14 protein-coding genes are annotated in these 15,884 nt (G+C 68.1%); 10 read left to right on the top strand and 4 right to left on the bottom strand.

What is annotated here, in order from left to right; translation table 11 throughout:
• Nucleotides 1-7 precede the first annotated feature (7 nt).
• The 3 genes from A9974_RS18395 (at nt 8) to A9974_RS18385 (ending at nt 2,976) form a co-directional block, all read left to right on the top strand.
• Entirely contained in the window at nt 8-1,588 is a 1,581-nt protein-coding gene (locus tag A9974_RS18395; protein ID WP_183005601.1) for an aldehyde dehydrogenase (NADP(+)), read from the top strand.
• Nucleotides 1,589-1,703: 115 nt separating this feature from the next.
• On the top strand, nt 1,704-2,087 hold the full coding sequence (locus A9974_RS18390) for a cytochrome c (protein ID WP_183005600.1): 384 nt from the start codon (nt 1,704-1,706) through the stop codon (nt 2,085-2,087).
• 118 nt (nt 2,088-2,205) lie between these two features.
• Entirely contained in the window at nt 2,206-2,976 is a 771-nt protein-coding gene (locus A9974_RS18385) for a hypothetical protein (RefSeq protein ID WP_183005599.1), read from the top strand.
• Here A9974_RS18385 and A9974_RS18380 read toward each other — a convergent pair.
• Both A9974_RS18380 and A9974_RS18375 read right to left on the bottom strand, forming a co-directional pair.
• Nucleotides 2,952-4,256: a HAMP domain-containing sensor histidine kinase gene (locus tag A9974_RS18380; RefSeq protein WP_183005598.1), complete on the bottom strand. Its 1,305-nt coding sequence runs from the start codon at nt 4,254-4,256 to the stop codon at nt 2,952-2,954. The two genes, A9974_RS18385 and A9974_RS18380, sit on opposite strands and share 25 nt — an antisense overlap.
• Entirely contained in the window at nt 4,249-4,932 is a 684-nt protein-coding gene (locus A9974_RS18375) for a response regulator transcription factor (RefSeq protein WP_183005625.1), read from the bottom strand. Before A9974_RS18375 ends, A9974_RS18380 begins: the two co-directional genes overlap by 8 nt.
• A gap of 209 nt (nt 4,933-5,141) precedes the next feature.
• Here A9974_RS18375 and A9974_RS18370 point away from each other — a divergent pair, with 209 nt between their 5' ends.
• From A9974_RS18370 to A9974_RS18350, 5 genes are all read left to right on the top strand, one after another.
• Nucleotides 5,142-6,266, top strand: coding sequence for an ABC transporter substrate-binding protein (locus A9974_RS18370; protein ID WP_183005597.1), 1,125 nt, complete (start codon nt 5,142-5,144; stop codon nt 6,264-6,266).
• A gap of 19 nt (nt 6,267-6,285) precedes the next feature.
• Complete coding sequence (locus tag A9974_RS18365) at nt 6,286-7,368, top strand: iron ABC transporter permease (RefSeq protein WP_183005596.1); 1,083 nt, start codon at nt 6,286-6,288, stop codon at nt 7,366-7,368.
• A 31-nt stretch (nt 7,369-7,399) separates the two neighbouring features.
• Nucleotides 7,400-7,873, top strand: coding sequence for an azurin (azu, locus tag A9974_RS18360; protein WP_183005595.1), 474 nt, complete (start codon nt 7,400-7,402; stop codon nt 7,871-7,873).
• Between the two features lie 4 nt (nt 7,874-7,877).
• Nucleotides 7,878-8,699 (top strand): ABC transporter ATP-binding protein, encoded by an 822-nt coding sequence (locus A9974_RS18355; RefSeq protein ID WP_255468225.1) that lies wholly within the window; start codon nt 7,878-7,880, stop codon nt 8,697-8,699.
• A gap of 147 nt (nt 8,700-8,846) precedes the next feature.
• A complete protein-coding gene (locus tag A9974_RS18350; protein ID WP_183005594.1) occupies nt 8,847-9,776 on the top strand; it encodes a hypothetical protein in 930 nt (309 codons plus the stop codon).
• Between the two features lie 74 nt (nt 9,777-9,850).
• Here A9974_RS18350 and ilvA read toward each other — a convergent pair whose 3' ends face one another.
• Nucleotides 9,851-11,425 carry a threonine ammonia-lyase, biosynthetic gene (ilvA, locus tag A9974_RS18345; RefSeq protein ID WP_183005593.1) on the bottom strand — a complete coding sequence of 525 codons (1,575 nt, stop codon included), beginning with the start codon at nt 11,423-11,425 and terminating at the stop codon, nt 9,851-9,853.
• 281 nt (nt 11,426-11,706) lie between these two features.
• On the opposite strand from ilvA, the gene A9974_RS18340 reads away from it, so the two are divergent.
• Nucleotides 11,707-12,078, top strand: coding sequence for a hypothetical protein (locus A9974_RS18340; protein ID WP_183005592.1), 372 nt, complete (start codon nt 11,707-11,709; stop codon nt 12,076-12,078).
• Between the two features lie 89 nt (nt 12,079-12,167).
• Here the strand turns inward: A9974_RS18340 and A9974_RS18335 are convergent, their stop codons facing one another.
• Nucleotides 12,168-12,968: a helix-turn-helix domain-containing protein gene (locus tag A9974_RS18335; RefSeq protein ID WP_183005591.1), complete on the bottom strand. Its 801-nt coding sequence runs from the start codon at nt 12,966-12,968 to the stop codon at nt 12,168-12,170.
• 455 nt (nt 12,969-13,423) lie between these two features.
• On the opposite strand from A9974_RS18335, the gene A9974_RS18330 reads away from it, so the two are divergent.
• Entirely contained in the window at nt 13,424-15,652 is a 2,229-nt protein-coding gene (locus A9974_RS18330; RefSeq protein ID WP_183005590.1) for an NADP-dependent isocitrate dehydrogenase, read from the top strand.
• Nucleotides 15,653-15,884 lie beyond the last annotated feature (232 nt).

Below are 15,884 nucleotides of genomic sequence, written 5' to 3'. Positions count from 1 at the left end.
ATCACGCATGACTTTGACCGGCAACATGTTGATCGGCGCCAGCGCCGTCAAGGGCTCCGGCGCCCCGCAACGCGCGATCAATCCCGCCAATGGCCACCCCCTGGAGCCGGGCTTTCCCGCCGGCACCGCCCAGGACGTGGCGCGCGCCGCAGACCTGGCCCAGGCCGCCTTCGACCCCTACCGCGCCGCGCCCTTGGAAACCCGCGCCCAGTTCCTGGAAAGCATCGCCGACGGCATCCTGCAGCTTGGCGACGCGCTGATCGAACGCACTCATCTGGAAACCGGCCTGCCCCTGGCCCGCCTGCAAGGCGAACGCGGCCGCACCGTCGGCCAGTTGCGCCTGTTCGCCCGCGTGGTGCGCGACGGCTATTTCCTGGATGCCACCGTCGACCCCGCCCAGCCCGAGCGCCAACCGCTGCCACGCGCCGACCTGCGCCTGGCCAACGTGCCGCTCGGCCCCGTGGCCGTGTTCGGCGCCAGCAACTTCCCGCTGGCGTTCTCCGTTGCCGGCGGCGACACCGCATCGGCGCTCGCCGCCGGTTGCCCGGTCATCGTCAAGGCGCACAACGCTCACCCAGGCACCTCGGAAATGGTCGGCCGCGTGATCCAGCAGGCCGTGGCCAAGCATGGCCTGCCGGAAGGCACATTCTCGCTGCTGTTCGGCGCCGGCAACGAAATCGGCACCGCGCTGGCCACTCACCCGGCCATCAAGGCCGTCGGCTTCACCGGCTCGCGCCGCGGCGGCCTGGCCCTGGTCGCGGCCGCCAACGCCCGCCCCGTGCCGATTCCCGTCTACGCCGAGATGTCCAGCATCAACCCCGTGTTTCTCCTGCCCGCCGCCCTGGAAGCGCGCGCCGAAGCCATCGCGAAGGGCTTTGTCGACTCGCTGGTCATGGGCGTGGGCCAGTTCTGCACCAACCCCGGGCTGGTCATCGGCATCGAAGGCCCGGCGCTGGAACGCTTCCGCCAGGCCGCCGCCCAGGCGGTGCAGGCCAAGGGCGCGGCCACCATGCTGACTCCCGGCATCTTCTCGGCCTACACGCAGGGCGAGCAGGCCCTGGCCGGCCACGCCAGCGTCGCCACGCTGGGCCGCGGCGAAGCCTCCAAACCCGCCGCCAATGCCGCCGGCCCCGCCGTCTTCGGCACCGATGCCGCCCGCTTCCTGGCTTCGCCCGAATTGGAGGCCGAAGTTTTCGGCCCCGCGTCGCTGGTCGTCGCCTGCCGCGACGCAGCCGAAATGCGCGACGTTGCCGAGCATCTGGAAGGCCAGTTGACCGCCACGCTATTCGTTGACGACGCCGACACCGATATGGCGCGTAGCCTGTTGCCCGTGCTGGAACGCAAGGCCGGCCGCATCCTGGCCAACGGCTACCCCACCGGCGTCGAAGTCAGCCACGCCATGGTCCACGGCGGCCCCTTCCCGGCCACGTCCAACCCCGCATCGACCTCGGTTGGCGCCACCGCCATCCGCCGCTTCCTGCGCCCGGTCTGCTACCAGGACCTGCCCGACGCGCTGCTGCCCGACGGTATCAAGCGGGCCAACCCGCTGGGTCTGCCGCGCATGACGGACGGCGTCCTGGCCGTCTGAGCTGTCTCGCGTTCAGTCAAGGCGGGCGGCGCAATTGAGTGGTAAATTGGCGCCCCTTCTCCGGGGCGTCCTCCCTCAATCCGGACTTGCGCGACACAACAGGGCCATCTGCAAGATGAAAACAAGAACGCTGTTCATCACCGCGCTGGGATTGCTGGCGGCAAGCCACGCCGCGCCCTCCTTGGCGGAAAACCTCAACGGCAAGCATCTCTTCCAGCAGCGCTGCGCCATGTGCCACGGCGCGGACATCAAGGGAACCGGCCCCTTGGCCAGGAAAAGCAATCCACCCACGCCTGACCTGACCACCTCCGCCTTCAAGAAGCGGCTGATCGATTATCCGGGCGTGATCGTGTCGTCGGTCATCCTGCGCCCCAACGGCGACCTGATTCCCAAGACGCTGCGCGAGAACAATGTGAAAGTCCCGCCGCACGCCTGGACGGTGAAGGACTTTCGCGATCTGAACGAATACATGACCGGCGTGATCGCAAAGAGCCGCTGATCCGGGTACGCAAGCCACCGCCGGCCGCATGGCCACGTTTACGGCGAAGCTGTCGTCCCATGTCGACAGGCACCGGTACACTGCGTCTCGTGAACCTCTCCCTGAGCGTCGGACCACCATGGAAATCACCCCTGTCGACTACCGCGAAAAGTATGCCTTCCAACCCGTCGATACGCTCAGCCACCGCCGGCTGTCGGGGACCGTCTCGCTGCGCGACGTCCTGGCCTGCCTGGACGAATTGCGGCTGAAAGACCGCGATCACCGCTATTTCTGCACGCTCGACGACATCAACCAGTGTTGCTACACCAGCGGCCACGCCGGCAACGACGACCGTCTGGAGGTGGACTACGGCGATACCGACTTCGATGACCCGGAATCGGTTCATGCTTTCGAGGTGCGCCGGGCCGCCCACGTCGCCGCACAGTTGCAAGACCCGGCCCTGCGCCTGTCCTGGGAGGACGTGTGCGGCACGCTGGCGACCAGCCAGGAGGACATCGACGTCCTGGTCGAGACCAACCGTGATCCGGACCGGGTACTCGACACGGTGGTCTACATCCAGCGCGTGGCGGTGCCGCGCGACGACCTGGCGATCGCCGGCCTGCCGAACGGCTACTTTTCCTGCGACTGGGATGTGTTTCAGAACCATGCGGTGATCCGGCGGATGCACGAGCGGCATGGCTACCGCTTTCTGGGGCTTGGCGCATCGTGGCTGGGCTTTGTGCGCGACGCGCCGCCGGACGCAGCGGCCGCCAAGGCGTTGGTGGCCGATCTGGCGGACCTGTATGGTTGCGCGGACGACGCCCACCAGGCCTCGTGGCGCCAACTCGCCGAGGCCGCGGCGGGCGGCAAGGTGCTGCTGCTGGGCTATACCGAGAATTTCGCGGAGTAGGCCGCTACCAGCGTCACCCGGAACACACAGCCCTGCCCCGGCGCGGATTGCAGTGACACCTTCCAGCCCTGGTGCTCGCAGATGCGCTGCACCAACGACAGGCCCAATCCCAGGTTGCCGTTGTCCGCCTGCGAGCCACGTACAAAGGGGCTGAAGATGGCTTCCTGGCGCTCGGCCGGGATGCCCGGGCCGTTGTCGGCGACCTGCAAATAATCGCTGCCTGTCTCTACCCGGACGTGCGCGCCGGGTCCCGCGTATTGAAGGGAATTGCGGATCAGGTTGGACAATACCGCGCGCAGCAACGGCGCGGGAAAGCGCGCTGCTGCCCCGGCATCCTGGCTTGCGCCCGCATCGTCCGTTTCCAGCGTCAGCGTCATCCCCCGCCGCTGCGCGACCACGTGCCAGGCCGAGACCTGCTCGCGTGCCGCGTCAAGCGCGCTTTCCCGGGCGAACTGTCCGCCCGCATCGCGGCCGCGCGCCAGCATCAGGTATGTGTCCAGCCGCGCGCCCATGTCGGCTGCCGCCGCCGCGATTCGCCGCACCCGCGCCACGCCCGCTTCATCCAGCCCCGGCTCGTCCAGCAGCAATTCACACGAGCTGGAAATCACCATCAGCGGCGTGCGCAATTCATGCCCGACATCCGCCGTGAACAGTTGCTCTCGCCGCAGCGCCTGTTCCAGCTGGTTGTACGTGGCATCGAACGCCGCGGCCAGCCGGCCGATCTCGTCGGGCGGATAGTCTTCGGCCAGGCGGGTCTGCGGCGGCTGCGCGCCGCGCGTGGTGACCTGCGCGGCAAGCCGGCCCAGAGGCCGCAGCATGCGGCGCGTGGCCAGGGTGCCCAGGACGAAGGCCAGCGCCAGGCTGGCGGCCAGGCCTGTGACGGTGGTCCAGTGCGATGCCGCCTGGTTGCGTTCGTATTCGGTGTAGTCGCGCAGCAGGATGTAGCGCTGGCCGTCCTTGTCGTCGACCATTGCGTGCCAGACGCGGCCGTTGCGTTCGATCTTGTGGAATCCCGGGCCCAGCCGCCGCAACCAGTCCGGAAACGCCGCCCCGCCGGGCTCGCCATGGAAGAAGCGGTCGGGCCGGCCCGGGTCGATGCCGGCCAGGAAGTCGCCGCGCACCCGTTCAACTGCCATGCCCATGTCGATGCGTTGCAGATGCGCTTCCAGCTGGTTCACGCTCCAGACCGACACCCAGGTCAGCAGGCCGCCGACCAGCACGGCCAGCAGCACGTAGGTCAGCAGCAGGCGCCGCGCCAAACCGCGCCGCGCGCTACGCATCGGCCATGGCCCGTAGCTGGTAGCCGATGCCGTGCACGGTGACCAGCAAGGGCGTGTCGAAAGGCTTATCGATGACGTGGCGGATCTGATGGATATGGGTGCGCAGGCTGTCGCTGTCGGGCGGCGAGTCGCGCCACAAGGCTTCTTCCAGGCGCCCGCGATGCACCACGGCCGGGCTGGCGCGCATCAGCAGCATCAATAGTTGCAGGGGCGACGGCGGCAGACGCAGGGCCTGGCCGGCGCGGGCTAGCGCCAGGGTGCGGGTGTCCAGCGTCAGGTCGCCCACGCGCAGCACGCGCGACGCGCCGGCGCCGCTGGCCCGATGCAGCAAGGCCTTGGCCCGCGCAGCCAGCTCGGCCAGGGCGAAGGGCTTGACCAGGTAGTCGTCGGCGCCCGCGTCAAAGCCGGCCAATCGGTTGTCCAATGTGTCGCGCGCCGTGACCATGATGACGGGGGTGTCGCAGGCGGCCTCGGTACGCAGGCGGCGGCACAGGTCGTAGCCGTCCAGCCGCGGCAGCATCAGGTCCAGCACGATCAGGTCAAAGCCGCCCTCGGCCGCCATGGCGTAGCCGCGCAAGCCGTCTTCGGCGCAGTCGACGATGTAGCCGCGGCGCGTGAGGTGGTGCGTGATGTTGGCCAGGATGTCGGGGTCGTCTTCGATGACAAGAACGCGCATATCGGGCAGGCTGGAAATGGAAATCAGTCTCATATTGTAAGCACCCCCCCTGCCCCGCCGCCCGCTGCACGCATGGCTGCGGCAATGCCGCCACAGCGCGAGCGCGTCTTAACGCTTTCTTGAGACGGGATGGCGGAGACTGCACGGCGATAGGAATGGTTCGCGTTACCCGCAACCCCGCGGTGGACGTGATGGCCACAGGATTTCCCATGCGTTTGAAAGCTATGTTCCCCGCCGCGCTGGCCGTCGCCGCCGCCCTGCTCTGCGCCACGCCCGGCGCCCAGGCCCGCCAGGTGACCGATTTGGCCGGCCGCACGGTCACCGTACCCGATCATCCGCAGCGCGTGCTGCTGGGCGAAGGCCGTTTCGTGTTCGCGATGGCGCTGCTGGACCGGGCCGACCCGGTGGCCCGGGTGGTGGGCTGGCAAGGCGAGCTGAAGCAGCAGGATCCCTATTCGTGGCAGCAACTGGTCAAGCGCTTTCCCAAGGCGGCCGACGTGCCGCTGATCGGCAAGACCTCGGAAGCCAGCGTCAGCCCCGAGAAGATCGTGTCGCTCAAGCCGGACGTGGCGGTGTTCAGCCTGAGCGGCCACGGCCCGGGCCGCAACAACCCGATGATCGCGTCGTTGCAGCAAGCCGGCATTCCCATCGTGTTCATCGATTTTCGCCAGCATCCGGTGCAGAACACCGTGCCCAGCCTGCGCATCCTGGGGCAGGCGCTGGACCGCCAGGACGAGGCCGAGCGCTACATCACGTTCTATGCATCGCACATGGCGCGGGTGCGCCGGATCGTGCAGCCGGTACCGCAGGCCGAACGGCCGCGCGTGTTCGTGGAAATGCTGGCCGGCGTATGGCCGGCATGCTGCCACAGTACCGGTAACGGCAGCTTTGGCGACCTGCTGGAAGCGGCCGGCGGCGTGAACGTGGCGGCGCCCGTGCTGCCGGGCGCGATCGGCGACGTCAGCATGGAATTCCTGCTGCAGGCGCAGCCGCAGGTGTACATCGCCACCGGCAGCCGCTCGGAACCCGGCCGCGCGGGCCTGCTCGCCGGCCCAGGCGCCGCGGCCGAGGAGTCCGCCGCCAGCCTGTCCGCGCTGTTGACGCGCGACGGTATCCGCGACCTGGACGCGGTCAAGCGGGGCCGCGCCTTCGGCATCTGGCACGCGTTCTACAACTCGCCCTACAACGTGGCGGCGGTGGAAGCCATGGCCAAGTGGCTGTACCCGGAACGCGCCGCCGCCCTGGACCCGCGCGCCACGCTGGACACGCTGTACCGCGACTTCCTGGACGTGGACGGCGCCGGCACCTACTGGACCGCGCCGGCGGGCCGCTAGGCACGGCCAGGCATCCATCATGTCGCTCTCCGCTATTGCCGCGGCGGCCACCGCCACCGCCCCGCCCATGGACGCCATCGCACTGCATCGCCGCACGCAGAAGCGGCGCCTGGCGCTGGCCCTGGCCTTGACGCTGGCCATCGCCATCAGCCTGCTGGCCGACATCGCCACCGGCCCCGCGGGCCTGGCGCCGGCCGACCTGGTGCGCACGCTGCTGCACCCCGATGCGGCCGATGCCGGCGCGCGCGTCATCGTCTGGCAGTTCCGCCTGCCCTACGCGCTGATGGCGTTGCTGGTGGGCGTGGCGCTGGGTCTGGGCGGTGCCGAAATGCAGACCATGCTGGACAACCCGCTGGCCAGTCCCTATACGCTGGGCGTGTCGGCGGCGGCGGCGTTTGGCGCGTCGCTGGCAATCACGCTCGACTGGCATCTGCCCGCGCTGCCGCCCGGCATGGTGGTGTCGCTGTCGGCGTTTGCCAGCACGCTGGTGTCGGTGCTGATCCTGGAACGCGTGGCGCGCTGGCGCGGCGGTTCGACGCTGGGCGTGGTGCTGTTCGGTATCGCGCTGGTGTACTCATTCCAGGCGCTGGTGATGCTGCTGCAATTCGTGGCCAGCGAAGAGGCTCTGCAAGGCATCGTGTTCTGGACCATGGGCAGCCTGGCGCGCGCCAACTGGACGACGGTGGGCGTGATGGCCGCGGCGCTGGCGCTGGCCCTGCCGTTTTCGATGCGCGACGCCTGGAAGCTGACCGCCGTGCGGCTGGGCGAGGAACGCGCGGCCAGCGTCGGCATCGACGTCAAGCGCCTGCGGCTGGTGAGCCTGCTGCGCGTCAGCGCGCTGGCGGCGCTGGCCGTGTCGTTCGTGGGCACCATCGGCTTCGTCGGGCTGGTGGCGCCGCACATCGCCCGCCTGCTGCTGGGCGAGGACCACCGCTACTACCTGCCCGGCAGCGCGCTAGCCGGCGCGCTGATCCTGTCGCTGGCGTCGGTCGCGTCCAAGACCGTGCTGCCCGGCGCGCTGATACCGGTGGGCATCGTGACCTCCCTGGTCGGCATTCCCTTTTTCCTCACCATCGTCATCCGCGCCTTGAGGCGCGCCTGACCTTTCTGTTGACTCCCGGAGACCCCTACCCATGCAACATCGCTACACGCTGGCCCTGGCTGCCCTGCTCGCCGCCGGCGCCGTCCATGCCGCCGAACCCGCCGCCACGGCCCCCGCCGCCTGCGCCATCGACGTCGAAGGCCAGCCCGGCAAGAAGTTCGAGCCCAACCACATCGTGGTGCCATCGACCTGCAAGGACTTCACGGTGCGCCTGATCCACACCGGCAAGAACAGCAAGGAAAAGGCCGGCCACAACTGGGTGCTGACCAAGACCGAGGACATCGACGCGGTGATGGTGGATGGCATCAAGGCGGGCGTGGCGCACGAGTTCCTGGCTCCGGGCGATGCGCGCGTCCTGGCCAAGACGCCGATGCTGGGCGGCGGCGAGACCGCCACGGTGACCTTCCCCGTCAGCCGCCTGGCGGCCGGCCAGTCGTACACCTTCTATTGCTCGTTTCCGGCGCACGCCCAGCACATGCGCGGCACGCTGACGCTGCAGCCCTGACGCCATGGGCATACGGGATATCGCCACGCGCACTGCGGCGGCCCGATACGGCGCGATGCTGGAGATCCACGGACTGACGGCGGGCTATGGCAGCCGGCCGGTGCTGCGCAATCTGCAGGTAAAAGCCCTGCCGGCGGCCACGCTGACGGCGCTGCTGGGGCCCAACGGCAGCGGCAAGTCCACCCTGCTCAAGACCCTGGCGGGCCTGAACCCGCTGCAAGGCGGCACGCTGCGGCTGGACGGCGCGGACTTTGCGCGCCTGCCGCCCGCGCAGCGCGCCGAGCACGCCATGTACATGCCCCAGGCCCTGCCCAAAGGCGTGCACATGACGGTGCTGGAATCGGTGCTGGTGGCGGCCCGCTCGGGCCGTCACGGCCAGACGGGCGCCGCGCTGATGACCGAGGCCATGCGCGTATTGGCCGAGCTGGGCATCGGCCCGCTCGCCAGCCGCTACCTGGATGAGCTGTCGGGCGGCCAGAAGCAGCTGGCCTCGCTGGCGCAGGCGCTGGTGCGCCGGCCGCGCCTGTTGCTGCTGGACGAACCCTTGTCCGCGCTGGACCTGAACTACCAGTTCCACGTCATGGATGTGCTACGGCGGCAAACCGCCCTGCACGGGCTGATCACCTTGGTGGTGCTGCATGACCTGAACATCGCCCTGCGCCACGCCGACCGCGCGTTGCTGCTGCATGGCGGCGCGCTGTTGGCCGAAGGCCCGCCGCAGGAGGTCGTCACGCCCGGCACGCTGCGGCGCGCCTATGGCGTGCGGGCGCGGGTGGAACGCTGCCCGCAAGGCCAGCCGCAGGTGCACGTGGACGGGCTGGCCTGAACGCGGGCCGGGCCAACGGGATCGACCGGGGCGAATGATCCAGGCGCGATGGCCTGGGCGCGATGGCCTGGGCCCGATGGCCCCTCCACCGCCCGGTATATATTCAAGGCTCCGTTGACCGCCGACACGCCAAAGGAACACCTGACGATGAGAGCCCGCCGCGCGCTGATCCTGATCCTTTCCCTGCTGGGCGCCTCGGCCGCAGCGGACACCGTGTACAACCGCGATGGCCTGGTGGTCGAGGTCAGCGCGGGCAGCCGGCAGGACTGGAACACTGGCCAGCGCCAGCATACCCGCGCCACCGCCATCACGTTCCAGGGCAAAACGCTTTGCGGTAACGACGTCACCGATCTGCTGTACCCCGACGGCAACGGGCCGCCGCGGCGCGCCTTCTATTGCCCCAACGGCGCGATGGCGCTGGACGGCGCCGGCGTGCTGGCGTTCTTCACCAGCGGCAGCGCCGATACCGTGCTGGCGCATTTGCAGGTGGTCAACGGCTCGCTGCGCGCGCAGCGCGTGGACGTCTCGAAAGACCCCGGCCGCAACAAGGTCCAGGTCACGCGCTTTCTGGACGCGCGCCTGCCCGGCTGGACCCGCGTCGAAACCGCGTGGAACGAAACCGTGCTGATCCGCCACGCGCCCCTGCAGGCCAACAACCTGGGCCCAGGCCGGCTGCTGGACATCGACGGCGACGTGGCCTACCTGGCGGTGCCGGCCGGGTCCAAGGTCATCGAGATCGAACCGACCAAGCGCGTCAAGGACGCGTATGGCTATATGCAGATCGTGCCCGCCGTGACCAAGTTCGTGCCCACGCCCACCGCGTTCCGTGTGGTGCGTCTGGCCGACGGCCGCGAGCTGGCGCGCTGGGAGGCAAAAGACACCTGCCAGCAATTGCCGGCGATGCAGTTCGACCCTGGCAGTTCAAGCGTCAGCAGCAAGATCGACGTGCCCTACGAAGACCTGCCCGCCTGGCGTGCCAAGGCCCTGCGATTCACGCCGGGCCCGCCGGGCAAGGCCACGCTGCGCATGACGCCCGGCGTGGAACTGCCGCACAAACCCCATTGCACACCGGCCTGAAAGCGGCCACGGCCCGGCTGGCCTGGTGCCGCCGGGGCCATCCCATGGCGGCCGCTCCAGCCGGCGCCTGACACTTACACCAGGAACTGCCGGTACGCCTCGTTTGCCGTCTCTTCCCAATGCGCATAACCCAGCTGCACCAGGAACCGGTCCAGCGCCGCGTCATCGGCCAGCGGCGCCTGGATGCCCACCAGCACCGAACTGAAGTCCGCCCCTTGGGCGCGGTAGTGGAACAGGCTGATGTTCCAGTTGGGCGCCATGGCCGACAGGAACGTCATCAGCGCGCCGGGACGCTCGGGAAATTCAAAGCGGAACAGCCGTTCGCCGCCCGCCAGGGGCGAACGCCCGCCCACCATATAACGGATGTGCTGCTTGGACACCTCGTTGTGGCTCAGGTCGCTGACCGCGAAACCTTGTTCCGTCAGCGCCTGCATGATCTCGGCCGCCTCGCCGCGGCGTCCGATCTGCACGCTGACGAAGATGCGGGCGGTGCGCGCATCGGCGATGCGGTAATTGAATTCGGTCACGCTGCGCTGGCCGATCACCTCGCAGAAGCGCCGAAAGCTGCCGCGTTCCTCGGGCACCGTCACCGCGAATACGGCCTCGCGCGCCTCGCCGACCTCGGCCCGGTCCGCCACGAAGCGCAGTCGGTCGAAGTTCATGTTGGCGCCTGACGTAATCGCCACCAGCCCCTGCCCCTGCGCGCCTTCGCGCTCCACATACTGCTTCAGCCCCGCCACCGCCAGCGCGCCGGCCGGCTCCAGCACGCTGCGCGTATCCAGGAACACATCCTTGATGGCCGCGCAGACCGCGTCAGTGTCAACCAACAGCACCTCGTCGAGGAATTCACGGCACAGGCGGAAAGTCTCCTCGCCCACCAGCTTGACCGCGGTACCGTCCGAGAACAGCCCCACTTCGGCCAGGTTGACCCGCTCGCCGGCCTCGATGGACTGGGCCATGGCGCAGGAATCGGCGATCTGCACGCCGATCACCTTGACCTGCGGCGCCACCGCCTTCAGGTACACCGACACGCCCGCCGCCAGGCTGCCCCCGCCGATGGGCACGAACACCGCGTCCAGGCCGCCCGGATGCTGGCGCAGGATTTCCATGCCCACGGTGCCCTGGCCGGCGATCACGTAGGGATCGTCGAATGCGGGGATGAAGGTCAGGTTCTGCTCGGCCGCCAGCGTCTGCGCATGGGCGTAGGCGTCGCTGTAGGAATCGCCCGCCAGCACCACCTGCACGGTCGGGCCGCCGTGGGCGCGTACAGCGTCCACCTTGACCTGGGGCGCGGTCTGCGGCACCACGATGGTGGCGCGCACGCCCAGTTTCGCGGCCGAAATCGCCACGCCCTGCGCGTGGTTGCCGGCCGACGCGGTGATGACGCCCCGGTCCAGCGCCACCTGCGGCGTGTTGCGCATCTTGTTGTAGGCGCCGCGCACCTTGAAGGAAAACACCGGCTGGTTGTCTTCGCGCTTGAAGTGCACGCGGTTGCCCAGACGCCGCGACAGGCCCAGGGCCGGGTCCAGCTCGGTCTCGCGGGCGATGTCGTAGACCCGCGCGGTCAGGATCTGGCGCAGGTATTCCATGGGCGCGGCATGGCCCTGGGCGAAAGTGTCGGTATCGTTGGCGGCTTGCGGTTGTTGCATGGCGGATCTCTGCGGCGGGGAAAGCAAGGCGCCCGGCAGAGGCGGCAACAAAAAACCCGCCTCGTGGGGCGGGTTCGTTTGACTGACTGCGGTCGTGCGCTAACCCACCATTCTCGGAATGATGGTAATAATCAGCGAAATGCGGACGGCGCGGGAAGTCATAGGCCGCAAGATTGCGCCAAGCCCGGAGATTTGTCAAATCCGCCATTTTGAGAATTGTCTAATGGTTCGCAGCCGCGCCTCGCCACATACTCCAGCCTCTTATGGCGGGGGTTCTGACAATGAGTCAACGGCTGTTTGGCCTTCACGTGCACGTCCATGCGCAGACCATCGGGCAAGCCGCTGTCCTGGCGCGGTCCATCGCAGACCAGGCGCAGGTGGCGCTCTATGTGGAAACCGAAGCGCAACTACGCGCGGGCTTTTCATTGCACGGCAGGCACTACCTGCTGGTGCAAGGCCACGCCGAATGGCTGGACAGGCTGTTCACGGTGCCGTGCAGCCCGTATCTGTCGGGCGTGATCGTCCTGCTTGAGCCTGGCGCCGGCACGCCGCCGCGGCTTGCCGGCATAGACAGGTGCCTGCCGTCGTCGGCCTCGCCCGACGACATCATGGCGGTCGTCAAGGCGCTGACGCCCAGCCCGCTGACGGATTGAAGGCCGCAGCAAGCGGGCACGGGAACAGCCGTCCTAGTGGGTTTCGTCTTCCGGTGGTGCACTTGGGCGCCATCAGGAACACCTGGCATTCAGCGTCCGTTTCGTTTCGATTCCAGCCAGGTCTGCGCAGTGCGCGGCAGCAGTACGGCGGCGCGATGCCGGCGCAATTCCACGGGCTCGTCGGTCGGACCGGCCAAGTCGCCGGCATTGGCCACGGTGCGCCAGATATCGCTCTTGATGGACGCGGCAAAGGTGGCGGCGGCCGTGCGGGCCGCGCCGGCCTGGTCGCCCGGCGCGATGGTCCAGCGTTCGGCGCGCAGCGAGGCGCCACTGACGGCCGCACGTAGTACCACGGCGCAATGCACGCCCGCCGGATCCTGCCGCAGCCCTACTTCGATCCGGAACGGGGCGTCCGCGCCATTGGCCGCCGCGGCAGGCAACAGGCGCACGCCGCGCTCGCTGGGCAGCCGCGCGCGCAAGGCGTCGGCCAGGTCCGCCAGGAAAGCCCGTACGCGGGGCTCGGACCGCAAGGCCGCCGGGCCGGCCGCCGGGCAGATCGCCACGTAGACGTCATCGTCGGGTTCCGGCGCGAGCGCCGCGATCCAGCGGTAGCCCTCGCCGTAGCTGGTGGCGATGAAGCGCGGCGTGCGTGCCGCATCGCCCAGCTTGGTGCGCAGGCGGTTGACCAGCAGGTCGACGCTGCGCTCCAGCGCATCGGCCTCGCCGCGCTGGGCGGCGTCCAGCAGCCGCTGGCGCGGCACGATCTGGCCCGCGTTCGCGGTCAGGACCGACAGCGCCGCGCTTTCGAGCGGGGTGAAGTGGAGTGTCTTGCCATCGTCACGGTTGGCGTAGCGGAACATCGGGTCGAACATCAGATTGCCAAACCGCATTGCTTCTTCCTCACGCCGGGGCTGTTCAACGCCCATCGTCATCCGGCGCCCCACGCTTGCCTGCTCGGCGATTACCCGCGGGCAGATGCGGAATATTAGCTAATACTTGCACACCGATGCCAGCATGTTGGCCGACTTTGGCGCCATTCGTGGGAACAAAATCCGGCAACCCAAGAGAAAACCTCACCCGACTGTCCGCCCTTCGGGCCTTTGGCGCCTATTTCCGTGCACGTCCAGCGGGGCACAGTATTACAATGTTCGGTTCGTGGCAGTCGCACCTTCCAGGCGGTCGGGCAGTTGGACCAGCAATAAAGGACGGGCGGCGCCATGTTGGGCTGGACGGAGCAGCTTTCGCCGGCCCATACGAACCCACTCTCGACAACATCTACCGGCTGACGCCGCATAGCATGTTCGGGGTTTGCGCCTAGCGCCACAGCCGAACAGATTCAAGGATCATGTCTCTTACTCCGAAGATTATCTATACCCTCACCGACGAAGCTCCGGCGCTTGCAACCCGTTCGCTGCTACCCATCGTCCAGACCTTCGCGAAGTCCGCTGGCATTACGGTCGAGACCCGCGACATCTCCCTGGCGGGCCGCATCATTGCGCTGTTCCCCGACTACCTGGACGACAGCCAGAAGCTGGGCGATGCCCTGGCCGAACTGGGCGCCCTGGCCGTCACGCCGGAAGCCAACATCATCAAGCTGCCGAACATCAGCGCCTCGATGCCCCAACTGAAGGCGGCCATCAAGGAACTGCAGGACCAAGGCTACAAGCTGCCCGATTACCCGGACGCCCCGGCCAATGACACCGAACGCGACGTCAAGGCCCGCTACGACAAAGTCAAGGGCAGCGCCGTGAACCCCGTGCTGCGTGAAGGCAACTCCGACCGCCGCGCTCCGCTGTCGGTCAAGAACTACGCCCGCAAGCATCCGCACAAGATGGGCGCCTGGACGGCTGATTCCAAGTCGCACGTGGCCCACATGGACGGCGGCGATTTCTACGGCACCGAAAAGTCGGCGCTGATATCCGACGCCGGCGACGTCAAGATCACCCTGGTGGCCGCCGACGGCACCCAGACCGTGCTCAAGGAAAAGACCCCGGTCAAGGCCGGCGAGATCATCGACGCCGCCGTGCTGTCGACCGCCAAGCTCAAGGCTTTCCTGCAGGCCCAGATCGACGACGCGCGCGCCCAGGGCGTGCTGTTCTCGGTCCACCTGAAGGCCACCATGATGAAGGTCTCCGACCCCGTCATCTTCGGCCACGTGGTGTCCGTGTTCTACAAAGACGTGCTGGCCAAGCACGCTGCCGTCCTGAAGTCGGTCGGTTTCGATCCCAACAACGGCATTGGCGACCTGTACGCCAAGATCCAATCGCTGCCCGCTGACCAGCAAGCCGCGATCACCGCCGACATCGACGCCGCCTACAAGACGCTGCCGCAGCTGGCCATGGTGAATTCCGACAAGGGCATCACCAACCTGCACGTACCCAGCGACGTCATCGTCGACGCGTCCATGCCCGCCATGATCCGCGACTCGGGCAAGATGTGGAACGCCGAAGGCAAGCTGCAAGACACCAAGGCCGTCATTCCCGACCGCAGCTACGCCGGCGTCTACCAGGCCGTCATCGAAGACTGCAAGAAGAACGGCGCCTTCAATCCGGTCACGATGGGCAGCGTGCCCAACGTCGGCCTGATGGCCCAGGCCGCCGAAGAATACGGTTCGCACAACAAGACCTTCATCGTGCCGGCCGCCGGCGCCGTCCGCGTCACCGACGCCTCGGGCAAGGTCCTGCTGGAACAAGCCGTGGAAGCCGGCGACCTCTGGCGCATGTGCCAGACCAAGGACGCCGCGATCCAGGATTGGGTCAAGCTGGCCGTCACCCGCGCCCGCGTCAGCAAGACGCCGGCCGTGTTCTGGCTGGACGAAAAGCGCGCCCACGACGCCCAGGTCATCGCCAAGGTCAAGCAATACCTGAACGACCACGACACCAACGGCCTGGACCTGCGTATCCTCGACCCGGTCGAAGCCACCAAGTTCTCGGTCAAGCGCATCCGCGAAGGCCTGGACACCATCTCGGTGACCGGCAACGTGCTGCGCGACTACCTGACCGACCTGTTCCCCATCATGGAACTGGGCACCAGCGCCAAGATGCTGTCGATCGTGCCGCTGGTCGCCGGTGGCGGCCTGTTCGAAACCGGTGCTGGCGGCTCGGCCCCCAAGCACGTCCAACAATTCCTGGAAGAAGGCTTCCTGCGCTGGGATTCGCTGGGCGAATTCATGGCCCTGGCCGCCTCGCTGGATCACCTGGGCCGCGCGTACGACAACGCCCGCGCCCAAGTGCTGGGCAGCACGCTGGACGTCGCCACCGCCAAGTTCCTGGACGAGAACAAGTCGCCTGACCGCAAGGTCGGCGGCCTGGACAACCGCGGCAGCCACTTCTACCTGGCGATGTACTGGGCCCAAGCCCTGGCTGACCAGACCGAAGACCGCGCCCTGGCCGCCCTGTTCGCACCGGCCGCGGCCGCGTTCGCGCAAGGCGAAGCCAAGATCCTGGAAGAACTGAAGGCGGCCCAAGGCAAGCCGGTCGACATCGGCGGTTACTACCAGCCGAACGAAGACAAGGCCAGCCGCGCCATGCGCCCCAGCGCCACGCTGAACCAGGTGCTGGCCAACATCGGCTAAGCGCCTGCGCGCCGGGCCATCAGGCCCAGGTGCGATAAAGCCGGCGGCCCCGTCAGGGACCGCCGGCTTTTTCATGTCCGCCAGCGCATCAATGGCGCGGGCGGCGCAGGGGCGGCCTAGGGCCTGTTCACACTAGAAGGCGCCTCGCATGAGTACCCAAATGAGTGACTATCAAGGCGCGAAGCGCAGTCGTGGCCGGCCCCCGGCGAGCATTCGCAACGCTGAGAGGCGC

Origin of the sequence: Achromobacter sp. UMC71 (genome assembly GCF_014170305.1) — a bacterium.
Lineage (GTDB): Bacteria > Pseudomonadota > Gammaproteobacteria > Burkholderiales > Burkholderiaceae_B > Achromobacter.
This window is presented reverse-complemented; position numbering and strand designations above follow the sequence as displayed.